This window comes from Mesorhizobium sp. P2_A12, from assembly GCF_056405075.1.
This window is the reverse complement of sequence record NZ_JBFUCU010000004.1, coordinates 663986-688883: the sequence shown is the minus strand read 5'-3', so window position 1 is coordinate 688883 and position 24898 is coordinate 663986. Positions and strand designations below refer to the sequence as shown.

General features: G+C 59.2%; 20 protein-coding genes. 4 read left to right on the top strand and 16 right to left on the bottom strand.

What is annotated here, in order from left to right:
• Positions 1-54: 54 nt before the first annotated feature.
• From AC1DZU_RS13630 to AC1DZU_RS13615, 4 genes are read right to left on the bottom strand one after another with little or no spacing between them, the layout of a single operon-like run.
• Positions 55-807: a response regulator transcription factor gene (locus AC1DZU_RS13630; RefSeq protein WP_477285336.1), complete on the bottom strand. Its 753-nt coding sequence runs from the start codon at positions 805-807 to the stop codon at positions 55-57.
• 2 nt (positions 808-809) lie between these two features.
• Complete coding sequence (locus AC1DZU_RS13625; protein WP_477285334.1) at positions 810-1199, bottom strand: response regulator; 390 nt, start codon at positions 1197-1199, stop codon at positions 810-812.
• Positions 1196-1843, bottom strand: coding sequence for a response regulator transcription factor (locus AC1DZU_RS13620; RefSeq protein WP_477285332.1), 648 nt, complete (start codon positions 1841-1843; stop codon positions 1196-1198). The genes AC1DZU_RS13625 and AC1DZU_RS13620 overlap by 4 nt, the downstream gene beginning before the upstream one ends.
• Entirely contained in the window at positions 1840-3906 is a 2067-nt protein-coding gene (locus tag AC1DZU_RS13615; RefSeq protein WP_477285330.1) for a PAS domain-containing protein, read from the bottom strand. The genes AC1DZU_RS13620 and AC1DZU_RS13615 overlap by 4 nt, the downstream gene beginning before the upstream one ends.
• Positions 3907-4372: 466 nt before the next feature.
• Here AC1DZU_RS13615 and AC1DZU_RS13610 point away from each other — a divergent pair, with 466 nt between their 5' ends.
• Together AC1DZU_RS13610 and AC1DZU_RS13605 are read left to right on the top strand one after the other, a co-directional pair.
• Positions 4373-4669 (top strand): hypothetical protein, encoded by a 297-nt coding sequence (locus AC1DZU_RS13610; RefSeq protein WP_477285328.1) that lies wholly within the window; start codon positions 4373-4375, stop codon positions 4667-4669.
• Between the two features lie 265 nt (positions 4670-4934).
• Positions 4935-6461 carry a DegQ family serine endoprotease gene (locus AC1DZU_RS13605; protein WP_477285326.1) on the top strand — a complete coding sequence of 509 codons (1527 nt, stop codon included), beginning with the start codon at positions 4935-4937 and terminating at the stop codon, positions 6459-6461.
• A gap of 305 nt (positions 6462-6766) precedes the next feature.
• On the opposite strand, the gene AC1DZU_RS13600 is transcribed toward AC1DZU_RS13605, so the two are convergent.
• The 5 genes from AC1DZU_RS13600 to AC1DZU_RS13580 all read right to left on the bottom strand — a co-directional run bounded on the left by AC1DZU_RS13600 (position 6767) and on the right by AC1DZU_RS13580 (position 15909).
• The gene (locus AC1DZU_RS13600) at positions 6767-7825 is read right to left on the bottom strand and encodes a helix-turn-helix domain-containing protein (RefSeq protein WP_477285324.1); all 1059 of its coding nucleotides are present in this window, start codon (positions 7823-7825) and stop codon (positions 6767-6769) included.
• A 795-nt stretch (positions 7826-8620) separates the two neighbouring features.
• The gene (locus AC1DZU_RS13595; protein ID WP_477285322.1) at positions 8621-8947 is read right to left on the bottom strand and encodes a hypothetical protein; all 327 of its coding nucleotides are present in this window, start codon (positions 8945-8947) and stop codon (positions 8621-8623) included.
• Positions 8948-9194: 247 nt separating this feature from the next.
• Positions 9195-10193, bottom strand: a complete 999-nt coding sequence (locus tag AC1DZU_RS13590) for a hypothetical protein (protein WP_477285320.1) — start codon at positions 10191-10193, stop codon at positions 9195-9197.
• Positions 10194-11596: 1403 nt separating this feature from the next.
• A complete protein-coding gene (locus AC1DZU_RS13585) occupies positions 11597-14737 on the bottom strand; it encodes an efflux RND transporter permease subunit (protein ID WP_477285318.1) in 3141 nt (1046 codons plus the stop codon).
• Entirely contained in the window at positions 14734-15909 is a 1176-nt protein-coding gene (locus AC1DZU_RS13580) for an efflux RND transporter periplasmic adaptor subunit (RefSeq protein WP_477285316.1), read from the bottom strand. Before AC1DZU_RS13580 ends, AC1DZU_RS13585 begins: the two co-directional genes overlap by 4 nt.
• 267 nt (positions 15910-16176) lie before the next feature.
• Between AC1DZU_RS13580 and AC1DZU_RS13575 the strand changes: the two genes are divergently transcribed.
• A complete protein-coding gene (locus AC1DZU_RS13575) occupies positions 16177-16671 on the top strand; it encodes a hypothetical protein (protein ID WP_477285314.1) in 495 nt (164 codons plus the stop codon).
• Between the two features lie 583 nt (positions 16672-17254).
• On the opposite strand, the gene AC1DZU_RS13570 is transcribed toward AC1DZU_RS13575, so the two are convergent.
• From AC1DZU_RS13570 to AC1DZU_RS13545, 6 genes are all read right to left on the bottom strand, one after another.
• Complete coding sequence (locus AC1DZU_RS13570; RefSeq protein ID WP_477285312.1) at positions 17255-17554, bottom strand: hypothetical protein; 300 nt, start codon at positions 17552-17554, stop codon at positions 17255-17257.
• Positions 17555-17705: 151 nt separating this feature from the next.
• The gene (locus AC1DZU_RS13565) at positions 17706-18083 is read right to left on the bottom strand and encodes a hypothetical protein (protein WP_477285310.1); all 378 of its coding nucleotides are present in this window, start codon (positions 18081-18083) and stop codon (positions 17706-17708) included.
• 292 nt (positions 18084-18375) lie between these two features.
• A complete protein-coding gene (rpoH, locus tag AC1DZU_RS13560) occupies positions 18376-19266 on the bottom strand; it encodes an RNA polymerase sigma factor RpoH (RefSeq protein WP_477285308.1) in 891 nt (296 codons plus the stop codon).
• A gap of 137 nt (positions 19267-19403) precedes the next feature.
• Positions 19404-19778: a response regulator transcription factor gene (locus AC1DZU_RS13555; protein ID WP_246462152.1), complete on the bottom strand. Its 375-nt coding sequence runs from the start codon at positions 19776-19778 to the stop codon at positions 19404-19406.
• 117 nt (positions 19779-19895) lie between these two features.
• A complete protein-coding gene (locus tag AC1DZU_RS13550) occupies positions 19896-20564 on the bottom strand; it encodes a response regulator transcription factor (RefSeq protein WP_477285306.1) in 669 nt (222 codons plus the stop codon).
• Positions 20561-21955, bottom strand: coding sequence for a sensor histidine kinase (locus AC1DZU_RS13545; RefSeq protein ID WP_477285304.1), 1395 nt, complete (start codon positions 21953-21955; stop codon positions 20561-20563). Before AC1DZU_RS13545 ends, AC1DZU_RS13550 begins: the two co-directional genes overlap by 4 nt.
• A 517-nt stretch (positions 21956-22472) precedes the next feature.
• Between AC1DZU_RS13545 and AC1DZU_RS13540 the strand changes: the two genes are divergently transcribed.
• Positions 22473-23699 carry an oxalate decarboxylase family bicupin gene (locus AC1DZU_RS13540; protein WP_477285302.1) on the top strand — a complete coding sequence of 409 codons (1227 nt, stop codon included), beginning with the start codon at positions 22473-22475 and terminating at the stop codon, positions 23697-23699.
• 263 nt (positions 23700-23962) lie between these two features.
• Here the strand turns inward: AC1DZU_RS13540 and AC1DZU_RS13535 are convergent, their stop codons facing one another.
• The gene (locus AC1DZU_RS13535; RefSeq protein ID WP_477285300.1) at positions 23963-24898 is read right to left on the bottom strand and encodes a malonate decarboxylase subunit epsilon; all 936 of its coding nucleotides are present in this window, start codon (positions 24896-24898) and stop codon (positions 23963-23965) included.

Sequence of the window (24898 nt, the reverse complement as noted above, 5' to 3'; positions counted from 1 at the left end):
CGAGCCTCCATTCTGGCTTGGTACAGTTTCGTATTCGTTCGGAGCGTTGGACCACTACTTAGGTCTATCCAAAATAGCCCTGAGGCTAGTTGTGGGAGCAGGTGCCGAGCGCAGCAACTCGGCCATCCTGACCAAATCGGCCAGGGATTGCGCGCCCATCCTTCTCATGACTTGAGCACGATAAATCTTAACCGTGGATTCTACCACGCCAATCCTTCCGGCAACCTGCTTGTTCATCAATCCTGCCGTCACCAGATCCATCACCTCGCGTTCGCGCTCGCTCAGCGTCTGAAATCGGGTGAACGTCTCGATCGCCCGCCGATTGCTATCGAGGCGCATGCCGTCCAGCTCGATGGCCCTTGTGACGGCATCCAGCATTTCCTGTTCGCGAAACGGCTTCGTCAGAAAGTCGACTGCACCAGCCTTCATGGCTCTCACCGCCATCGGAACGTCGGCGTGGCCGGTCATGAATATGATTGGAATACGGACGCCGGCTGCGACAAGGCGAGCCTGAAAGTCGAGACCGCTGATGCCAGGCATACGAATGTCCAGCACGAAGCAGCTCGCAAGATCGGGCAATTCCATGTTCAACAGCTCGGTCGGGGACGAGAAGGCCTGGCTCTGCAAACCGACGGATTCCAACAAATCGACCAGCCCTTCGCGCATCGCAACATCGTCTTCAACGATGAAGACGAATGCATTTTGGGTAGTCCCAGCATAGATGGGGGCAGCCACCGGACGGGCGTATGACTGCGTCGGCTGCAGCGGCAGGCGTTCATAATCACTGGTCATCAGATCACTTGTCATCATTACTCCCCTTGCGATGAGGCCAAAACGGCCAGGGCGACCGCCGCAAGCAATGCTGAAGCATCGAAGGGCTTTCGAAAGAACCCATGATGACTTTCAGCAGCCGCGCGCCTTTGGTCTGCGGCTTCATGGCGCGCCGTTATGAAAATGACGGGCAAGTCGGGGCGCACAATTCGCGCACGCCGGCGAAGCTCGAAGCCGTCGACAACTGGCATGCCGATATCGGCAATCAGGCAATCTATCTTACGCAACTCGTCGCGTTCGAGGAAAGACTGAGGGGATGAGAACAGACGCACCGAGTGCCCCGCCGACTCCAGGAGATCCTCGATCGACTCGAGGACCCGAACGTCGTCATCGACAACCGCGATCGTTGATTTCCGTACAGTTTTCATTTCGAAGATGTTCCCGCGCGCCGAGAATGGGTTACTGGTACTTGCAGCCTTTGGGCGATCCTCACGAGATCGGCCAGCGATGCTGCCTGCATCTTGTGCATGATCTTGCTGCGGTGGATTTGCAGCGTCACCTCACTGATCCCAAGTTCGGCAGCCGCCTGCTTGTTGAGCAGACCGCTGACGACCAGCGGCAGAACCTGGCGTTCGCGAGAGGTCAAGGAGGAAAGGCGGCGCTGTAGCGCCACAAGCTCGGCCCGCTCCAGGCGGACGCCGCAATCCCGATCGATCGCCGTGTGGATGGACTTCATCAACTCGGTTTCGCTGAACGGTTTGGTGAGGAAGTCCACGGCGCCGCGCTGGATGGCGCGTACAGAAGATGGAATGTCGCCGTGTCCGGTGATGAAGACGATAGGCGGATGTTGCTCGTGGCCGGTCTGTTTCTGGAATTCCAGCCCGTTGATGTCCGGCAGTTCGACATCGAGGATCAGGCAACCGGGCAGGTCCGGCCGGGGAAAAGCTAGATATTCGGCAATCGAGTTGAAGGCAACGGAAGCCAGGCCTCTTGCCGCCAGAAGGTCGGACAGCGCCGCGCATATGCGCTTGTCGTCATCAACGATGAAAATGATACAGTCGTCCTGGGTCATGCCGGATCGCCCGATTGGATCGGCAGCGTAAACGAGAACACCGTTCCCCTTGGCTCGATGCTCTCTGCCCAAAGCCGGCCGTCGTGTGATTCCAGTATCGAGCGACAGATTGCCAGGCCCATGCCCATCCCCTCCGCCTTCGTGGTGAAGAACGGTTCGAAAATTCGTTCTGGTTCGGCAATTCCGTCGCCGTTGTCGCGGACGTCGACCAGGATCTCGTTCTCCCCATAGCGACGTGATCCAAACTTCAGTGATTTCGACACGTCGATTGTCGACTTCATTGCGTCGATCCCGTTGCGGACCAGATTGACCAGCACCTGCTGCATCTGCACGCGGTCGGCGAGCACCTGCGGCAGCGCCGGATCGAGATCCGTCACAACGAAGATGTCCTGCGAGACTATTTCGTCGAACAAAAGCTGACGCACCTCGCCGATCACCTCGTTGAGATCGATTGAAGTTCTGGACAAGGCGGTCTGTGTGAAGAGTGCTCGTATTCGGCTGACGACCTCGGCCGCGGCCATGGAATCGCGAACGATTCGCTCCGCGGTAATGCGTGCCCGCTGCAGGTTTGGAGGATCCGCCGACAGCCAACGTTGGCAGGCATGACTGTCGGTGATGACAGCCGCCAAGGGCTGATTGACCTCATGCGCGATCGAGGCCGACAGCTCGGCGAGGCTCGCAAGCTGCGAAGCGCGCGAAAGCTTGTCCTGGGTCGCACGAACGGCGTCATGTGCTCTCATCTCGTCATCGATGTCGATGATGACGCCGTACCATTTCACGATGCGGCCATCGTCGTCCCGTAGTGGCAGGGCGCGATTGTCAACCCAGCGATAGACGCTGTCGCCCCGGCGGTTGCGGTACCGCATGGCGAAAGGCTCCCCGGTCTTCAATGAATGCATCAGGTTCCTCTTCACAGCCTCCAAGTCATCGGGATGCATAAGGCGTCCAAGTGCCCCATCCAGCTTGGAACCCTCCTTGGGCTGAGTGGGGTCGATCTTGCGGCCGTAGTAGGTTTCCAATTGCTTGTTGATGTAGGCTGGTTCGCCCTCGGGAGTGACGGACCAGACGAGTGTCGGTATGGTGTCGATAAGTTGCTGGAGTTCATACTGTCTGGCTCGCAATGCCTCCTCGGTCCGCTTGCGATCGTCGATGTCGGTGTTGCTCCCGAACCACTGGACCACAGTGCCGGAGGCATCGCGCACTGGCTCGCCTTGGAAAAGGAACCAGCGGTACTGGCCATCGAAGCGGCGTAGCCGGGCCTCGATCTCGCCCGGCGCACCAGCTGCCAGGAGAGTTCGCCAGTATTCGACAAGCCGGTCTCGATCGTCCGAATGTATGGCGGCAGTCCAACCCCAGCCGGCTGCCTGCGCCTGAGACAGCGCCGTGTATTCGTGCCATCTCCGGCTCAGGAATTCGGTGGAACCGTCTGGGCGGGCGGACCAGACCAGTGTCGGAAGAGCGTCGATCAGCCGCTGGAGCTGGAACTCTCTGGCCTCCAAAGCCTGTTCCACTTTCTTCAAGTCATCGATATCGAGCAGGACACCATACCACCCGATGAACTTGCCGTTCCGATCGTGCCTGGGGCGAGCCGCGACACGGAACCAGCGGTAAGTCCCATCGTGGCGACGAAGCCGGCATGCGCCATGGAATTCCTGGCCATTCTCCAGGCATTGCGACATGAGGCCTGCAGTTCGGTCGAAGTCCTCCGGATGAATAACCTGCCGGCAAGGGAGATTGCTGGTGTCGACGGTGCCGAGATAGGCCCGAAGGCTCGTGCTCACCTCGGTTAACCGGCCTTCCGTGTCGACGATCCATGCCGGTCCGGGAATGCTCTCCAAGAACTCATGCGCGTCATACCCAGTGCGATCCAACGCACCCTGCCCTTGCGGCCCTTGAATGAGAAAGCCGGTCAAGATCGCAGTTGCGGCGAGGAGGGTCAAACTCACGTAAATATTGGGTCCGGCCGTCTCAACCAATTCGCTGGACAGCCAGAATACCGACAAGCCGGCGCCGGAAATGGCTATTGTCGAGCCATACTTCCGCAGCGGCGGCTTTGCTTTCATTTTTGGACACCTCCGGAGGCAGCTACTGCTGCCGCGTAAATCGGCATCAGGACCTCGCCCTGCCAGAAGACGACGCGATCGGTCCCCCGAGATATCGGACTTCTACCACACTATATCAGAACAGAATGCCGCCCGGGCATAATGGAAAGATGTGATAGACGGCCGGTCGCCCGCCGCTGCCGTAACACGGCAAACTGGGCGGGCAGCACCAGCGAGCCCAGGGGTGATAACCGCAAGGAAGGGCCAGCCGCCGCAAAGCAGACAAAGCCGTCCACAAACCAGCGGGTATGCTGGCCGTCGAACGCGATGGAAGGCGGCCCAAGAATGGCACGTAGATGAATGTCGGGCTGGCGGCGACCTGTCGGAGTCGGTCACGATGTGAACGTCTACGACTGACGTCTTCCAAGATCGAAGCCACCAATTCTGCGGTAGCGGTTGCCGGCGGAATACGAAGAGGAGACTACAAATGGGCAGCAATCGAGCGCTGGTGCAGATTTCATCCATTGGCGCCAGCGTTTTCGTGTCGATCTGTCTCGCCGGCACCGTAGCCACCGCTGCAGCCAAAGACCAGGACACCGTGGCAAGCGTGGTTGCCGACCAGGTGCGAAGCCAAGGCTTCCCTTGCAGAAATCCAAGTTCTGCCAAGCGCATTGCGGCCGAGTCCGTACCAAATCAGACCGCCTACCTGCTCAAATGCGAGGGGACAACCTACCGGGTGCTCTTGATTCCAGACCAGGCAGCTGAAGTGGCCAGAGTTGACTGAAGCCTTATGCGCGCCTCCCGCGAGGAGACATGTCGACAATCGACGTGGTCGATCTCGAAAGACACTGCGTCGCACCGCTCGTAGCCCTCGCAGTCTTGCCAACAAAAGCACAAACCGGAAGCAACCAGTACCAGCCTAGTAAATCGGCTTGATCGGCAGCTAATCAGCGAGGCTAGCGCATCCGATCGGCCGTACGCCGGATAGACGGTTCCGCACGAGGAACACGCCACGGCGCCAGGACCAAAGCCTCGCACGGGTCGCGACCATGTCAACTTTCAACATCCTCCGCAGGCACCGCGCCGTGCTGCTTTTCTCCGCCGTCCTCGTAGCGCCGCTCGTCGCTGGGGTTGCTCTGAACGCGAGCTTGGCCGATACGAAAATGGACTCCTCCCCGGAGGCCTCCGCCAATCGCGCTCCGGCCACCTCCTATGCTCCGATCGTTGCGGCCGACAAACCGGCAGTGGTGACGATCACGTCGATCATGAAAACTTCATCGGCGCCCGATGGCCAAACCCAGCCCTCGGACAGCGGTCTGTCGTCCGATGAACGGCTGCCTCGATTCTTCAGCAATCGGGGGATTCCGGCGCCCAAGGCACCACCACAGGGAGCGACGCAACTGGCAGAGGCCCTCGGCTCCGGCTTCATCATCAGTTCAGACGGCACCATCGTCACCAACAACCATGTCATCGACGGAGCTTCCGATATCATGGTGACGCTTGACGATGGAACCGAGCTGCCGGCAACCCTTGTCGGCCGCGACTCAAAATCAGACCTTGCGGTCCTGAAGATAAGGGCTGGGAAGCCTCTTCCCACCGTTGCCTGGGGCGATTCCGACAGACTCAGGGCAGGCGACCCGATTCTGGCGATTGGCAATCCGTTCGGCATCGGGACGACCGTCACTGCGGGAATCGTTTCCGCCCGCGGGCGCGACCTCAACAGTGGTCCCTACGACGATTTCCTTCAGATCGACGCGCCGATCAACCACGGCAATTCGGGTGGACCTCTTGTCGACACCAACGGCACCGTCGTCGGTATCAACACCGCGATCTACTCGCCCAATGGCGGCAGCGTCGGCGTCGGATTTGCGATCCCTTCCAATGAGGCCGAAAAGATCGTCGCCAAGCTGGAGAAGAACGGATCGATCGAACATGGGCTGCTCGGCATCGAGATGCAGCCGGTCACAACGGATCTCGCCAACGCCCTCGGCCTGCCGACGCCTGAAGGTGCTTTGGTTGCTGATGTCGGCGACGGATCGCCCGCCGCTCATGCCGGCATCGAGACCGGCGACGTCATTACCGGATTTGCCGGTCAAACCATCAACGAGCCCAAGACCCTGTCTCGAGCCGTGGCGGATCTCCTGCCGGGAAAAAGGGAGGTGCTGTCCGTTTGGCGCAATGGGAAGACAGTTGCGTTGTCGGTGGTCATCGGCGGCAATGACGCCAGCGTCAAACCGGTGGCCGCAATCAATTCTTCGCAGCCGCTGCATTCCAGTTTTCCAACACTCGGTCTGGCGCTTGGCGACCTCGATCGAACCGTTCGCCAGGCCTTGAATGTGCCTTCACAGGTTTATGGTGCCGTGGTCGAGGGTGTCGATCCGGACCAGCCGGCAGCCACCTCCGGCATCGAATTGGGCGACATCATCATCTCGGTCAATGGCGTGCCGGTGAAGACGGCGAAGGACACCAGCCAAGCCATTAGTCTCGCAGCAAAATCCAGCAAGAAGGCGGCGCTGCTGCTGGTCAAGCGCGGCGACCAGCAGACGTTCATCGCTGTGCCATGCGGCAATGGTTGAAATGTGCGGATGCCAAAACCGCCGGAATGGTACGTCATATTGACGCGAAACGATTTCAGTCTCCTGAGGGGACGAAATGCGGTCACCGGGCTGCCCCCTCGGCGAGAGCGATCAAGCGGAAGTGGCGGATCGGGCGGAGAAAACTCGCCCGTCAATTGCGCCAGAACCCAGCTCTCCGATCAAGGCCGGGGAAGGTGAGAGCCAGGACGAAGTCTCGATCGAAGAGCGCCGACTTCAAGGTCGAATTTCAAGAACTGCGCAATGCCCAGCCAGGCCGGGTCCCAGCCAGCCGGGCCGTCCAGGGCCTATCCGAGGCTCCGCTGGTAAGCACTCGGCGTCAGGCCGGTCGCCTTGCGAAAAGCGGCCGTGAATGAGCTGGTTTCGCTGTATCCGACAGTCAATCCGATGTCCGTCACCGAATGAGCCCGCGTCGCAAGGAGACCCTTGGCATGCTCGATTCGACGGTTGATATGATACCGATGCGGAGGCATCCCAAAAGAAAGCTTGAAGGCGCGGCAAAAATAACATGGGCTCAACCGGGAAAGCTCCGCGAGAGTGGCGAGCGGTACCGGTTCGCCCAAATGCGCCTCGATATGGGCCTTTACTATCCGCTCCTGCCAAGCTGCAAGTCCGCCTCGAAGCTGAGGTTCGGCTCTCGGCGTCCTCTCGTGGAAACGGACCAACTCATGAGCCAGGACGATGCCCAGTGCTTCCAGGTAACGCCAATTCTCCAGGTTTGGACTCTCGAGCGACCTCATCAGTTTAAGGGCGGTGCCCAAAAGCGTTGCGTCCTCAAAGAAGAGCTTCGCAACGAACGTCACATCGGTCATGCCAGCGTTGAACGGAACTTGCAGCTTGGCAGGATCAAGATAGACAAACATGAGACGTGCAGCCGTCCGCGGTGCATGCCATTCGAGATATTCGCGACCGGCGGGCACCAAGGTAAGCCGGCGACCAAAATCCCGCAGTTTCGACCGGGGCAAACCTTCGACGAAGGTGTCACCGTCTCGGCGCGTGCCCTGCTCGTAGACCACCAGCAAGTGCATGGGCGCGCGAAACCGGAATTCGAATTTGTCATGACCGGCGGCTTGGACCACCTCGGCAACTATCCCATCTGAAATCACCGTGCGACTACTCACCGCGTCGCCTGAAGATATCTCGACACGGCAATCGGCCCCATCGGCGCTCCAGCGCCCGAACTGCGCATGCGCCACGGAGTTGGTACGCTGTGCCTTTCCGCCGTTGAACGGAGCGCGCCAATCCGCCGACAAGAATGGGTCCGTTTGCTCCGGTCGCCGAGCATTGGCCGCGAAGGCAGCTATCGCGGGTAAATCGATGTCGCGGGAGGCAGGATTCATCAACATGGCTTGGCGCACATCCTTCGGGTTATCCCATCTGATGTCAGCGTAGAGCGCCGGTGATGATTTACTCCATTCTACATCCGTAGGTGGACTTAGAGTATTGGTCTGAACTGCTCATACTTTGGTTTGTGATTGGACGTCGCGATCGATTGTAATGGTGCATGTACCGAGCTGACCAATGGGCCGGTTCTTCAATTGCCGATCCCAGGTGATTGGTCGATTTGGGGGCGACTGTACGTCAGGTCTTGATGACCTTGAGCGGGGTCCCCTGCTTGGCCTGGGCCTTTTGACGTTCCGCGCGAAATCCGCAAGCTGGATGCAAAGCCGGCAAGAACGACGAAGCACCGGCAGCAAAAACCACTAGGTTGTGGGTGGGCGTTGCGATCGGTGGTTTCGATCCGTTTTCGTCACCATCGTGGCAGCGCTCCAACTCGTGCCAGATTGGTTCTCCGGGCCCCTCCCACGCCCGCCGATCGATTGTGAAGGCGCTCCTCCCCCCGGGCGCGTTTCTCACCGCTCGAGTTCTTGGGCCGATGACATGTCGTCATCGGCCCATTTTTCCCTCCTGCCTTCCGAGCAGGAACCGATTCACGGTCGATCGCCGGAGCGTTGCCGCCGGCGTCGAGACCTTCGGCGATGCGACTTGCTTGCCGCGCGATGCATCGTGCGGTTTCGGAGACAAGATCCGACAGCGCAACTGGCGCTCGTCTGTCGCAGGTGGGGCCAACTCGAGTCGACGGGGCGGTCAAGTCAGCCTCAACCGCAATCACCGCGTCGTGAGGGGCGCAACACCTCTCATCAAAACCGGTTCATGCCTGAAAAAAGATCGGTCGGGGGGTCCCCGTCGTTATCGAGCTGCGATGCCGGCTTCTTGGCCGATCTGGTTGTCGGTACTTCACCGTGCCTCGGCAACGAAGTGTGGTTGCTGTTCGTTTTTCGTTCGACACGATCGAACTTTGCCTGCATGCGTCCTGGAGGCGAAGCTGCGGCAGCGGCCCAAGCGGTTGACAGAAGGACTGCCGCGATTGCAGCCCCTATTGAAACAGAACCCATGCGATTCACCTGTTGTGTCGTTCTGTTGCACAGCGCGGCAAAATTCGAATTGGCGATAGAGATATCGCTCATGCCCGCAATCCTTATATAGGTTTCGAAATACGTTCTGAACCACTATACAAAACACATTAAGCATGGCTGCAATTGTTTGGTTACTTAATCTTCAAGTATCATTCCACACATAAGAAGTGATCTGGTGCATAAGGCCAGCAGTTTATTCCTGCCGCCAGCTTTCGCCGATTGGCCCGCGGTCCTCGCGTGGCGGCTTCGTCCCTGGCCGCGGAGACCTGGACAGACTCATGCACGGCGCGGCGCGCGATCAGTCGAAGATCGGCTTTCCGATTCCGTTCGAAAAAATGTTGCCGAGATAGAGGTGGAGCTGTGCACGCACGCCGATGTCGCGGCCCGAACTCGCATTGATCGGAACGATCGCCTCCACCCCGAGTTGGGCGTACTCGCCCACCCAGATAACGCCAGGATTGATCGTGCCCGTGGTCTGTCCAGCCGACGGCCCGTTCAGCGGCGTCTGCATTGCGAATTCCACCAGCGGCACCAAACCCTCGGCGAAGCGATGAGCATTACCCTTGTCAGCGGAATGCGCATTGGTGAGCAGGCTGTATTCCAGGGCAAAGCCCCATTGCAAGATGTCTGGGTTGTCGACCGCGGTGGCGCCGGTCAGGGTGGTGGATTCGGTCGGCAGCGCGACTCCTAGGGTCGCGGTGACATTGACCGGACGCAGCCACGCCAGCGAATCCGACAGATCGCCGAAGCCCTTGCCGACGTAAAGGGTCGGTGTCAGCGTCGAGAACGACTTGGCACCGATGTCGGACGATCCGGTGCCGCCCAGCGCCAGCGTACCGCCTGCCGAGAACACGAACTCGTGCTCGGCATTGGAATAGACTTCATATTGGGTGCCGAGCACCCAATCGTCGAAGCCCGAACGCGTGCCCCCCCGATCGACCATGCGGTAGTTTGCGGTGAACGACACGGACCAATCCGGGGTGATGAGCTTGCTGTAGGAGAAAGGAAAGTCGATCTCGCGCGAGCCGGTGTCGGGCAACTGCATCAATTGGGGAAAATTGACGAAGTCAGCCGGGGTGGGAACCACGGTCGCAAGCGTCGAGGGGAAGAAGCGGTCCCCAACGTAGGACGCCGACGCTTCCGAACATGCAACGAGAGGCACCAGGAAGCTGGGCACCACAAGGTACCGCGCCCGGTTAGCCATCCCACTCTCCTGCTTGACGCGCCCGACGCCGACCGCATCGTCGACTATGGGCTTCGCTTGCATCCACTGGCTGTAGGAATTGGGGATGATCATCCCCCTGGCCCTTCACGCATGGAACGATGCGCTTGGGGCGTGGATGAGACTGGGTCGGTTCAGTCCGGGAATCGTCTTTCTCCGCAAACCAAAGCAAGACGATCACCAGGTCTGAATAGATGGCGAAGAAAATCAGAAACGATCTGGCGACCACGTCCGCGGTTGAGCCCGCGAGCACGACGAAAAGGCAGAGCGGTCCCGTCATGGCGAGGAATTCGAACCAGTGCGTCTTACCGATACGGTCGCGCCACGACAACGCATCGATGATCGCCGAGACGAGTGGGTCGATGCCGGCAGAGATCGCGGAGCCAGGCACCGAAGCATGCCGACGGCGGCCCAGAGGGAAGGAGCATCCGGTTTGGACAGTGCCCGTTGCTCTCGGCCTCCAGGCCGTCGCCTCGCGAGCTGCGGATCCGACTGGTCGAACTGCGATCGCCGTCCAGGGTGGCGTGAGATTCATGTGCAGCAGCGTCGTCGAGCCGCCAATGGCGATGCCCTGCTCCGTGAGGGCTGTTCCGGTCGCCAACAGCGCGCGCCCGCCTCCAGCGACGGACTCGCAAGGCCGCATCGACTTCCTGGGTGCCATGCGTTCAAATCCTCGGTATTGAGCGCCGAATGTTGCGTCCAAGCAAAGAAATGTCTTTCGCAAACGCCACCCCAATTCGCGTTTCGCCCGTTGCGCCGATTGGCTTCTTCAATTGGTTTCTAGGCGAAGCCGGGGACCAGCGTGCCGTTTGCGGATCGCGCAGCGACCCCACTGTGTTCGTCGTTCTCGTCAGAAACGGTGTCCGTCGGACGCCTCCCGACAGACAATCCAAAGTAACTTCTTTGCCATTTGGGTTATGCAGCCATACCAATGGATTATTCATGCCAACGGCAAAATCTATGCATGCTTCCCCGACCGCGAAGGAGCAAAAGAATGAAATGTTTGAACTGCGTAGGCGCGGTGAAAATACCCCACCAGTACTACTTCTGCTCCCAGGAATGTTTCGGAGAGACAACCCGTAACACCAATTGGAGGATGTTGAGTGATGGCCTTCCGCCTACTGGTTTTCCTGCTGGTGGCCAGCCCCGCACTGGCCCAGGACCACACTTCCCACGTCCCCATTGGCCCTCCCGAGGGCAATTACGGCCAGGGGCACGAGAAGTGGCACAGCATCTACATGGGGATGCATAACACGCTGGGTGGCTCATGCTGCAACGGCGGCGACTGTCGGCCAACGGTTGGCAAGTTCGAGGGGGGAAAGTGGTGGGGCAAACTCAACGGAGTATGGACGCCGATCGAACCGTCCAAAAGGGTGCCTGAACACCCCTACTCATGGAACGAAACGGCCCACATCTGCGCGGCTGGGAACAGCGTCTACTGCTTCATACCCCCTGACAACGGGACCTGAACCTCTCGCCTAGCCGGCTGGGTGCCTCGTTTCGGAGAAGAGTTCGCCCTGCTCGGGTTCCACAGGCTGTGTTTTTGCGCCTCGCAAGCCACCCAGGAATCTGCCGAGCCGCTCAAGATACAAGTAGACCACCGGTGTCGTGTAGAGCGTGAGAATCTGCGACAGCGCCAAGCCACCCACGATCGTGTAGCCGAGCGGCTGGCGGATTTCCGATCCGGCGCCGGTGCCCAGCATCATCGGCACGCCGCCTAGCATCGCCGCCATGGTGGTCATCAGGATCGGCCTGAAACGTATGGTGCAAGCGCGGTAGATTGCCTCCTGTGGACTGAGACCTTCGTTCCTCTCGACCTCGAGCGCAAAGTCGACAAGCATGATGCCGTTCTTCTTGACGATGCCAATCAGCAGGATAACGCCGATCATGGCGATGACGCTGAAGTCCATATGGACCGCCATCAGCAACAACAAGGCGCCGATAGCGGCTGAAGGCAGCGTCGATAGAATGGTGATCGGATGGATCAGGCTCTCATAGAGCACTCCAAGGATGATGTAGATCACCACCAGCGCCACTCCGATCAGGATTGGGGTGCCTGACAGCGCCGCCTGAAAGGCTTGCGCGTTGCCCTGGAGGCTGGTTGCAAGCGAAGCAGGCTTTCCGGCATCGCGTTCGAACTGCTGGATCGCGGCGACCGCATTTCCCAGCGCCGCCCCGGGTTTTAGATTGAAGGAGATCGTGACCGCCGGAAACATGCCTTGATGATTGATCACGATCGGCGCAGCCTTCGTCATGCTGGTCACCAGGGCGCTTAACGGCACCTGCTGCCCTGTCGAAGAATTCAGATAGATATCCTTGAGCGCCTCGGGACCGTACTGGAATTCCGGGCTGACCTCGAGAACCACGTGATACTGATTGAGCTGTGTGAACATCGTGGAGACGATGCGCTGGCCGAAAGCATCGTCGAGCGTGTTGTCGATCGTCGACGGGAGGATTCCGAAACTCGACGCGACTTCGCGATTGACGGTCACATCGAGCAGTGGTCCTGCATTCTCCTGATCGGTGGCCACGTCAACGATTCCCGGCATGGCTCTAAGCTTGTCGAGGAATATCGGTGCCCAATGGTTGAGCTCGTTGGAATCGGCATCGGTCAGAGTATATTGATACTGTGTCTTCGAAACCCGACCACCGACAGTGATGTCCTGTGCCGCTTGCATGTAAAGCGCTATGCCTTGAATCTTGGCGAGTTGGGATGACAGCCGGCTGATCACCTGATCGGCGCTGACGTCACGTTGGTTGTTTGGCTTCAAGGCAATGTACATGGTCCCGCGATTGAGCGTGCTCCCGCCAGTTGCTCCTATCGAGGCTCCGACCGAAGCTACCGCCGGATCCTTCAGCACAATGTCGGTTACCGCCTGCTGACGCTCGGACATAGCCGGGAACGAAATATCCTGATCGGCCTCGGTGACGCCGATAATCAGGCCGGTGTCTTGTTGCGGGAAAAAGCCCTTCGGGATGATGAAGTAGAGATAGCCGGTGACAGCAATCGTTCCGAGCATGACGAGCAGCGTCACGAAAGTGTGCCGCAGGACGATCCTTAGGCCGCGTTCATACAATCCAAGCAGCGCGTCGAAGCCGCTTTCGCAAATGTTATAGAGCCGCCCGTGCCTGACGTTGGCCTCATTCTTGAGCAAACGCGCGCACATCATTGGCGTCAGCGTGAGCGAGACCACCAGCGACAGGATCAGTGAAACGCTCACCGTCACGGCGAACTCCTGGAAGAGTTCGCCGACATAGCCTCCCATTAGAAATAGTGGAATGAACACTGCGATGAGCGACAGCGTAATCGAAATGATGGTGAAGCCGATTTCGCTCGAGCCCTTCAGCGCAGCCTCCATCGGAGTGAGGCCATCTTCGATGTGACGGACGATGTTCTCGATCACGACGACTGCATCGTCGACGACAAAGCCGACCGCGATCGACAAGGCCATCAGCGACAGATTGTCGAGGCTGTAACCAAGCACATAGAGCACGGCAAAAGTACCGACGAGCGAGAGGGGCACGGTTATTGCGGGAATGACCGTTGCCCAGAAATTGCGCAGGAACAGGAATATCACCATCACCACCAGGGCGACGGTCAGCATCAACGTGAACCGCACGTCTGCGACCGAGGCACGGATGGTTTGGGTGCGGTCTGAAACGACCGATACCTTGATACCGGGTGGGATCGACGCTTGCAGTTGGGGCAACAGAGCCTGAATGCGGCCAACCGTCTCGATCACATTGGCACCGGGCAGGCGCCGGATAGCCAGCAAGATGGCGGGCTTCTTGTCGAACCAGCCGGCGACAAAGTGGTTCTCCGGCCCGTCTATCGCGGTGCCGATGTCGCGGATGCGTACAGGGGAGCCATTGCGATAGGCGACGATAACATCATTGTAGGCGTCAGGTTTCAGCAGTTGGTCGTTTGTGTTGAGCGTGAAGGTTTGACGCGGGCTATTGAGCGTGCCCTTCGCAATATCAACATTGGCCTCGCCGAGCACGTTGCGAACATCTTCAAGGCCAATGCCGCGGGCCGCGGCCGCTTGCGGATTGACCTGCACACGGATCGCCGGCTTCTGCTGGCCGCCAATGCCTACAAGACCCACGCCGGAGATTTGCGAGATCTTCGGCAGCAGGATGTTTTCCGCATAGGCATCGACCGTCGTCAGTGGAAGGGTGTCGGATGTCAGCGCGAGCACCAGGATCGGAGTATCCGCCGGATTAACCTTACGGATGGTCGGCGGATAGGGGATGCCCAGCGGCAGATCGGGACTGGCGGCATTGATCGCAGACAGCACGTCAACCGCGGCGCTGTCGACGCTGCGGCTGAGGTCGAACTGAACGGTGAGCTGTGTGCTGCCAAGCGCGCTAGTCGAAGACAGCTGGGTCGCGCCCGGGAGTTGGCTTATCTGTTGCTCAAGCGGGGTGGCTACCGACGACGCCATGGTTTCGGGATCGGCGCCGGGCAACTGCGCTGACACCTGAATCGTCGGAAAGTTGACGTTCGGCAGGGATGCGACCGGCAGAAGCTGGTAGGTAGCCAGCCCACACAGCAGCAGACCCACCATCAGCAGGCCTGTGGCGATCGGCCTGCGAATAAAAGGGGCCGAGACATTCACGGGATTGCCTGTTGCACTGCGCTTTGCATGGCGGCTTCATCAGCGGCTTTGCCGCGCAGCACTTGAACGGGCGCGCCTTCCACGAGCCTGTACTGCCCGTCGACCACGACCGTCTCGTTGGCCTCGAGACCCGAATCGATAAGAGCTTGTCCCTCGGTCAACTGGGCAACTGCGACAGGCCGTATCCGCGCGGTTCCATCAGGCGCGATCACGTAGACATAGGGGCCGTTTGGACCTTGTTGCACTGCCGACCCGGCTACCGTCAGCCCCCCAGTGCGGGTATCAAGAAGCAAACGTACATTCACGAGCGCACCCGGCCAGAGTTGGTTCCTGGCGTTAGGAAACGTGGCTCGGAGGCGGATCGTGCCCGTCGTCTGGACAATCTGGTTGTCGAGAAGCAAAAGTTTGCCTTCGTCGAGCTTGGTCTTGTCGTCCTGGCTGTACGCAAAGACCGTAAGCTGCTGCCCCTTGGCCATCTGCTTCTGGATTTGCGGGAGCGTGTCCTCGGGCAACGTAAAGATCAACGAGATCGGTTGGACCTGCGCTACGTCGACCAGACCAAAAGTATCGGTCGGGTGAATGATATTGCCTTCGTCGATCTGCCGGATACCCGTTACACCGTCGATCGGCGAGGTCAGACGGGTGTAGCTCAGATTGATCTGCTCGGCCTGTAGCAGAGCCTCGTCTGCCTTGATGGTCGCCTGGAGCTGGATCACTTGAGCCTTCTGCGTGGCTACCAGTTGGGACGTGGCAAAGCCCTTCGCCAGCAGTTGCGTGTAACGGTCCAGGTCTGCCCGCGCATTGACGAGCAGCGCCTGGTCGCGATCGCGAGTGGCGGTTATCTGATCGATTTGTGCCTGATAGGGATCTGGGTCGATCTGCGCCAGCAGATCGCCCTTTTTCACGGTCTGACCTTGCGTGAATGTGACCTTCGTAATCGGTCCCGAGATTAGGCTGTGCACGACCACGTTGTTGTAGGCGATTACCGTTCCTACACCGCGAAGGTAGATCGGCACATCGTGACTGGCTACCTTTCCGGCAATGACCGGAACCGCCGGGGCAGGACCGGAGGCCGCCGCAGGTTCGGAATGGTCGTAGACGTGTTTGGCTGCAAGCCCAACGCCGCCGATCATGATCAGCAGCGCAGCAACAATGAAGGGTCGCTTGCGCATTGAGGGCTCCTACGACAGCGGCTCTTAAGGGATCAGTTTTTTCAGCAGCCGGATGTCGACGGCGTGCGGCTCATGCCCGTCAGCCCCGTGCTGCCACAGGATGTGCCTGATACATTGAGCGTAGGAATCGCTACCTGTGGATTTGTTACCGGATCGGCCAACGCGGGTGTTGGAATGCCAATCGGCGAACTCACTCCCAAATTGCCGAGCTCCGAAGACCCAAGCGGAATCCCAACTGCGGCTCCAAGACTCGTGGACGATGTCCCAGTGGTCATTGATGGTGTCGCTGTGGTGCCGAAAGACGACGCGCTCGACGCCGTCGAGTTGCAGGTGCCCGACGCTGTTGAAACCGTCGGGTTCACAAACGACGTCCCGCTCGTGGATGTGGTTGCGTTCATGCCTCCGCCGTCGAAAGTGGAAAGGGCGGAAGTGGCTGCGGCAACTTCGGAACTTGACGCCAAAACACTTGGCGCCAAGGCATTGGTACACCCGGAGTCGCTCACGGAACTATTCCCGATGCCCACGGTGCTACCCGTCAAGCCACCCGGATCGAGTTCGACCGCGCCCAGGGGAATAGCAGCCGGATTGAGGGGCGAACCTATTGCAGAAAGCGGCGATGTCATTCCTGTCGCGGGTATGGTGCTGATTTGCGCCAAGCTCGGCCCGCTGAACAAGAGAGCGACCGCAACGGTAATCAGCAAGATTGGCATCGCAACATCATTCTCATTTCGCATTGGAACTCCCGTTGTTTCATGTGTCTAGGTAGGGGCAGAGAACATCGTACTAATCCCACCGCCCTGACTGCCTGAGGCCAAGGATTTCATATGTGCAGGCAGCACTTCCTCGGGTCGTTGGGAGGGTCGGATTTCGCCCGGTCAGATGGAGATGATGCCAGATGGAGGGGAAGCGCTCTTCCCTAAAGGCGGCTGGATTTCCCTATTCGCACGCCGACCCCGAGCATTTGTGAGATTTGGACAAGGTCGCGCTCCTTGTCGGAGTGGGCCTCGCCCTTTCATCAACCCTACGATGCGCTGGCTGCTCAATACGAACATGTGCTAACCGCGACAGGGCGCGGGGTCGGACCATGGATTGGCGGCTGGAAAGGTCTACGAAAGCGGCGCCGAGCCTGCCAGCATTCCTTCCGATCTCGCGCGACGGCGCCCGGATAATCACGCGGCCACCGCCGACATCGGGGTGGCGGTGGCGGAATTCTATCGATTAAGTTGAATGGATCGGCGGCCTTCGACGCCCAAGGCTGGGAACCAGCTGACGGCCAATGCGATCACAACCAGTCTCGGCCTGAGCATTTCGATACCGATTTTCCAGGGCGGCCGGCTGAATTGGGTTACAGGCAAGAGTGCCAGATACCATTGGATCCGTAATAACTCGGGTTCACAGCGTCGAACGAGCAGTAAGCAGTGTCGGTGTCGTCGTTCAACCAGAGCTGGCTATCATATTCCCGGTCGCCAGCTTCCCGACCGCCAAAAAGGACTTTGTGGTGCTGGCGGTTGCCAATGGCACCGCTGCTGAAGTGTACGGCATGACCATCCCTGCCGCCGCTGCGCGCCATGGAGACCGTCGCCGAGCCGGTGGCCAGCATCACGCCCAAAGTAATCTTTGCCAATATTGCTGCTGATTTTCTCACAATATACTCCTTCGGGTTGAGAATTCATGGAATCTTGAACAGTACTTCCAGTCAGGCCGCGGTTCGGCAGACGTGCGAGCCAAAACCTTCAGTGTTCGAATCCGGTCCCCACTCGCACCGTGGAGTCCGGATTCGAAGAGGCCGTGGTGGTTCACGGACAATATGGGTAAAGGCCGCGATACTCATAGTATGGGTACGGGTAACCGCAGTAGCCGTCGTCATAAAAGTCACTGCCGAAACCGCGGTCCCTTCTGAACCTATGACCGTCGCCGACATGGACACCACGGACATGGGCACCGCCGCCCATGATTGCGACACGACCGCCATCGGCAAAGCCTGCCCCGTGGCCACCGCCAAAGCCTCCGGCATGGTCGCCACCGCCCATGCTCATACCATGACCGCCGCCGCCAAAGCCGCCGCCACCGCCATGGCCGCCGCCACCGCCGTGCGCCATCGAGACCGTCACTGAGCCAGCCGCCAGCATTGCGCCCATGACGATCGTCGCCAGGACTGATGTTGATCTTTTCATAATACGCTCCTGTAGTTGAAGCTTTCTTAGTTACTGAAAGCAATATTAATATAGATACAGGAGACGCTTTTCAGCATGATACGCTTGTTTGATTTTTGTATATCTTATAACTACAAACATTCTCTCTTGATTGCATGTGAAGCCGTCAGTGCGCTCTGCGGGCAGTCCTTCACGGCCTCGGCTGCAAGGTGTCCTGCCCAGTTTTGCGCGACAGGCATTTGGTACCGGCTAGATTGGCATTGCTCAGCGCCGATTTGCGCTCCGCAGCCGACCCTTCTTCCGTCGTGTCATTTCACACTGACAACGGCATGGGGTTGTCCCGTTTCGCATAGCTAACCTTCACTGCATTTTGCAATTTTTCGAAGGCGCGCATCTCAATTTGGCGCACACGCTCGCGCGAAACGCCGAATTCGCTGGAGAGATCTGCCAGACTCCTCGGATCATCCGCAAGCCGACGCGCCTCGAGGATGCGCCGTTCGCGTGTGTTGAGAACGCCAAGCGAGTCGATCAGCGCCCTGTGCCGGCCGGAAGCTTCCTCGAACTGAACGAACTTGTACTCCTGGCTGTCCTCGCCCTCGACCAGCAAATCCTGCCATTGGCCCTCAGCCTGGCCTCGCAGGGGCGCATTGAGCGACCTGTCCCCGTCCATGCGACTGTTCATGTACACAACTTCCTGCTCCGTCACGCCAAGGTTGCTTGCGATGAATTCCACGTGCTCTGGACGCAGGTCACCGTCGTCCAGTGCCGAGAGGCGAGCCTTGAGTCGCCGCAAGTTGAAGAACAGCTTTTTTTGATTGGGCGTCGTACCGACCTTCACCAGTGACCAGGAGCGCAGAACATATTCGCGAATGGACGCCTTGATCCACCAGATCGCATAGGTAGCCAAACGAAAGCCGCGCTCCGGTTCGAAGCGATTGACCGCCTTGATCAGGCCGATGCTGCCCTCTGATATCACCTCTGACATCGGCAGCCCGTACCCGCGATAGCGCATGGCAATTTTGGCAACGAGGCGAAGATGCGACAACACCAGTTGGTGAGCGGCCTCCGGATCGTTGTCGTCGCGCCAGCGTTTTGCCAGCGCTTGTTCCTGCCCAAGCGTCAGCATGGGGAGATGTTTGATCTCGCCGAGATAACGGCGAAGCCCGTCTTCGTTTGCCAAATTTGTTATTGCTGCGCGCGCCATGAAGCACTCCTTGCCTACCTCGCAGGGGATCAATAGTTTCTCGACGCCCATAGACGTTCGATGTTGGCTTCTCTGTTCAGCGCTGCCGCTGTTTGCAGCGCTGTTCGCCTGAAGCGCCAAGGTGCACCCAGGTGCCGCTAGCGCGCGCCATGAAGCGCAGAATCGATACAGTTGATCATGGCCTGGCTGTCCAACGGCTTGCCGAAGAAGCCGATGGCGCCGGTTTCCCGAGCGCGTTTGCGGACACGCTCCTCTGGAAAGGCGGTGATCAAGATTGTCGGTATGTGATAGCCATGTTCGATCAAATGATCCTGCAGTTCTATTCCTGTCATTCCGGGCATCTGGATATCGCAGATCAGGCACGACGTAGTTTCCAGATTAGATGACATCAGGAAATCCTCGGCCGATTCGAATGCAAATGCGATGAAACCCAACGATCTGACGAGGCTTGCAGTGGCAAGTCGAACGGACTCATCGTCATCGACGATCGAGATCATCGCGCTGCGGGTCAATTCACTATTCCTCCGTGCTTGCCGATGACCCAAACATTGCTGCTTCAACGACTGTTTCTCGGCCAGATATTGCGCCCGCGCTTGCGAAAGCGAAAGTTATACAGAGGTGTAACAAGCTTATTTACCGGGAGCGTCTATCCCCAGGGCGCCGGCCATCTTCACCAGGTCAGCCAGAGTTCTGGCGCCCATTTTCTTCATCAGGCGACCGCGGTGGATTTTCACCGTGATTTCACTGAGTTGCATCTCGCCAGCGATTTGCTTGTTCATCAATCCAGTCGCGACAAATGCCATCACCTGGCGTTCCCGAGGGGTCAGGGTGCTCAGAAGGCTCTGCAGCTCCGACAGCGCCCGGTCTTTGTCTCGCCGTTGCCTGTCGCGCTCTAGAGCGCCGGCGACTGCATCGAGAATATCCTGATCTCGGAAGGGCTTGGTGAGGAAATCGACCGCTCCGGCCTTCATGGCTCGCACGGACATGGGAATGTCGCCGTGGCCGGTCATGAAAATGATCGGCAAGTGAATGCCTGCCTTGCTCAATTGCGTTTGAAATTCGAGTCCGCTCACCTCCGGCAGCCGGATATCGAGCACAAGGCAGCTTGGACCGTCGGGAAGCCGACTGTTCAGCAGTTCGGGCGCAGAACCGAAAAGCTCGACACGCGTTCCAACAGATCGGAAGAGGCTGCTCAAAGCTTCACGCAACGACGGATCGTCGTCCACGACCAGGACAGTCGGAGGCATGGCGCCATTGCCGACTTGTGGTTGAGAGGGAGAGGCGGGGCGTTGGATCATGAGCCGGCATCCTTTTCGACGCGTGGCAAGGAAAATTGGAATATCGCGCCGCCGCCTGGATTGGGCTCGATCCACACACGGCCTCCATGTGACTCAACAATCGACCGGCAGATCGACAGTCCCATGCCCAATCCCTCCGCCTTGGTGGTGAAGAAGGCCTTGAACATCTGACGCGCACTATCGGGATCGATGCCTGGTCCCGTATCCTGGACCCTCACATTTGCCTGGTTCGATTCATCGATCGAAGTCGTAACGAGAATTTCGCGCAAGTCGCTGTTGCCAGAGGCCATTGCCTGAATCGCGTTGATCAAAAGATTGATCAGGAGCTGTTGAAGCTGGATACGGTCGCCAAGTGCGGGCAGCGCCTGGTTGGCTAGATTCAGTTTCAGGGTGATGCGATTTGCAACGAACTCACGCTGCACCAAGGTGAGCGATTCGTTGACGATCTCGTTCACGTCGACAAGGACCATCTGGATGTCGCCCTTCTTGGACAACGCCCGGATTCGATGGACGATATCGCTGGCGCGTTGGGCGTCAGCGATGCTCCGCTTGACCGCGCTGCGGACCTCATCCAGATCGGGCTTGTCTCGATCCATCCATCGCAGGCACGCCTCGCCGTTCATAACGATGCCGGCAAGCGGCTGATTCACCTCGTGCGCGATCGAGGCCGTCAATTCACCCAATGTGGTGAGGCGTGTCACATGGGCGAGTTCCGCCTGGGCCTTCAGGACCTCGGTTTCGGCTCGCCTGCGCTCTGATATGTCCGTATTCGTTTCGAGAACCGCCAACGGTCTGCCGTCGGCATCCGTCTTCAGCGACCACCGGCTGGAAACGATAACGACGGATCCGTCGCGTTTCGTGTGCAAGAGTTCACCTTCCCAGCGGTTGGAGCTGAGCAGTTCCCGATTGATCTCGTCGAGCCTGGCTGGAAAGACCGTCTGCAGGAGCTGATGGGTGGACTTTCCCGCCGTCTGTTCGGCCGACCAGCCGTAAATGGCTTCTGCACCACGATTCCAATAGGAGATCAGACCGCCCATGCCGCGTACGAAAATCGCGTCATGCGTCAAATCGAGCAGTTCGGCCTTTTCGGATAGATCGGTCGAGGTCGACTGGTTTTTGAGCACCAAAAGGGCGGTAATGACAATGGTCGCGATGCTCATGACGCAGCGGCTGAGGGCGCCACCACTGGCTTCGTGTCCGTGAACAAGCCAGAAGCTCAGCACGGTGAGCCCAACACAGGCGAGCGAACAAAAGACGATGCCACGCCTGCGAAAGGCGGTGGACGCGAGCAGAACAACGACCACATAGAGGACCGAGACAGATCCCGCAAATGGATCAAGAGTATCGACAGCGAATATTCCGGCGGCAAGAAGGTTGGCAAGAGGCGCCACCAGCCGCGAATTGCTCGGTGTTCGCGGAAATAGTCCATGGCGCATAAGGTCTCTGCCCAGCTTCTGGTCGACGCTTGCGCGCTGATCGACCTCCGTGTCGCACAGTGTCCAGGTCCAGCTTAAGCAGCGAAATCCTTTCTGCTTGTTCGAAATTGCGGTTGCCGGTGCCTGATTGCACCTTTGTCACGGCAAGCGCGTCGCGAACCAATCCAGGGGACAGAGCGACCCGTCAGCGGCTTGAGAGCGAGCCTACAAGCATCCGATCCGGCGGAAAGCATGCAGGCAAAACGCAACGCCCAAGCTCTGGCAGCGACACGAGAGGTATGACGACACAGGCTCGGGTGAGCCACGGCCACGATCATCGTGCGATTCAGCTATACGATGCGTCAACAGGAAAGACCTCGTCAGCGCCCGATCAATATCGTGAGCCTTGCGTGCCAATCGGACAACTCATCCGGTCCGCGGCCGAACCAATTCGCGCAGTCGAGAAGCACACCGCAGCAAGGAATGAAACAAGATGAGCATAGCCACCGATAAGATATCCCGTCGAACCATGTTGGCTGCGACAGCTGCTGGCGGCTTGCTCACGACGGCGACACTGGCCCAAGCGCAAAACGGTGGCCCGCTAGCCAACGGCCGCGGCGGCACCAACCCCGGTCCGATGAATCCTTCCCGAATAGCTCAGAATCCGGACCTGATGGTCCCACCGAGCACGGATGCGGGCAGTCTGCCGAACCTGCGTTTCTCGTTCGACGATGCTCATATCCGACTGTCTGGCGGCGGCTGGACTCGGCAGGTGACCGCACGCGAGCTCGGCGTCTCCAAGGACATTGCCGGCGTGAACATGCGCCTGAATGCTGGCGGCGTGCGCGAGTTGCATTGGCACAAGGCCGCCGAGTGGGCCTATGTCCTCTACGGGAAAGCACGCATCACGGCAGTCGATGCCAATGGCCACAATTTCGTCGACGACGTCGGCGCGGGTGACCTTTGGTATTTCCCGCCGGGCATTCCACATTCGATCCAGGGCCTTGATCCAGACGGGACGGAATTCTTGCTGGTGTTCGATGACGGCGACTTCGACGAGGATAACACCTTCCTGCTGAGCGACTTTCTGAAGCACACTCCTCCCGAAGTGCTCGCCAAGAATTTCGGCGTTCCGGCATCGAGTCTTGCGAACGTCCCCGATCCCAGCGAGCTTTACATGTTTCCCGCGCCGGTTCCGGGGCCGCTCAGCGCAGACAAGATCGCGGGCGCGGTCGAGGTCCCGCTGAGCTTCAGCCACCGCATGACGGCACAGGCTCCTATGAGGATGAAACACGGAACGGTGCGAATTACCGACAGCGCCGTGTTTCCTGTTTCCAAAGCAATCGCGGCGGCCCTTGTCGAAGTCGAACCGGGAGGGATGCGCGAGCTGCATTGGCATCCGAATACGAACGAATGGCAGTACTACATCCAGGGCCAGGCCCGCATGGGCGTGTTCGCGGCGTCGGGCGAGGCCCGAACATTCGATTTCCAGGCGAACGACGTCGGATACGTACCCTTCGCTATGGGGCACTACATCGAGAACACAGGCAATACGACACTGCGATATTTGGAGGTATTCAAGAGCACCTACTTCGCCGATGTGTCACTGAATCAGTGGCTCGCCCTCACACCGCCGGAATTGGTCCGCGTCAGTTTGCGCGCCGACCCGCAGTTTCTGCAGGCCTTGCGTAAGGGGAAGTCGCCCATCGTGCCGGCCTAGAGCAATTCCAGGAAAAGTGTGAAACGGTTTTCCGTCCGGAATTGCGTCGAAACAAAGAGTTAGAGCCGTTCGCCGTTTCTGTGAAACGGTGAACTGCTCTAAGCGCATCGCGTCGAACGCATTCGATCGACGCATCGTCCCAAAACCCGCTCACGTGGGTTCGAGAGCGAGGGCATGCTTTTGTGGTCCCTGCAAGTTGGTGGCGAGGTAGCCGCCCGGCACCGTCAAAATAGCTGCGCCGGCGCACACCGACGTCTCGATATTCACTTGCTTGAGTGATCTTTAAGCCAAGCGTAAGCGCCCTGGAGAGTTCTGAAGTCTTCCAGGCTTCGTGCAGGGATGTCGCGATACGCGCCGCCTGCCATTTCGCTCAACGCCCGCCCGGGTCCGAGTTCGAGGAAGGCCGTTGCACCGCCTTCGATGCAACCCTGCAGGCAATCGGCCCATTGCACCGTTTGAGATATTTGCGCCGCCAGCTTGTCGAAACCTGCCTTGGTGTCGATGACAGGAGAGCCGTCGACTCCGCTCAAGACACGCGCGCCGTCAGTCGGAGAGCGCATCAGGCGAACATGGCGCAGGCTCGCGCGAAACGCGGCAGACGCCCCGGCGAGTCGTCTCGTGTGGGAAGCAACCTCCACAGGTAACTCGACAACCCTGGCTCCGTCCGCCTTCGCTTCGCCGGCAAGGGCTTCGAATGTCGCGCGGCTCCCGCCGAGGACGAAGGCGTTACCCGGATTGACGATAGCGATTGCGGCATTGTGCCGTTCGCATAGTCTCTCGATGGATTTGCCGGAAAGGCCACGAATGAAAAGCAGCCCGTCTCCACCGGGGGAAGCAACATCCATGGCTTCCGCCCGACGCGCGACGAGGTCCAGCGTGTCGGTCGCGCTGAACAGACCTGCAACACCCCAAGCCGCCACTTCGCCGATGCTATAGCCGGCGACGGTCGGCCGGTCGGGCAGCGTGTCCCGCAGCGCCGCCGCGGCTGCCAGCGCCTGCAGCGAGCAGAGTATCTGGCCAGTGCGGTTGCGGTGCAGGACGTCGCCGGATCCGGTCCGCACGATCTCGCGTGGATCCCTGTCGCCGAGCAACGATGCGGCATGGGCAAATAGACCGGCAGCTTGCGGCGCATCGGCGGTCAGGGCGAACATGTCAGGATGCTGCCGCCCCTGTCCGGAGCAGAGAATTGCAAGGACCAT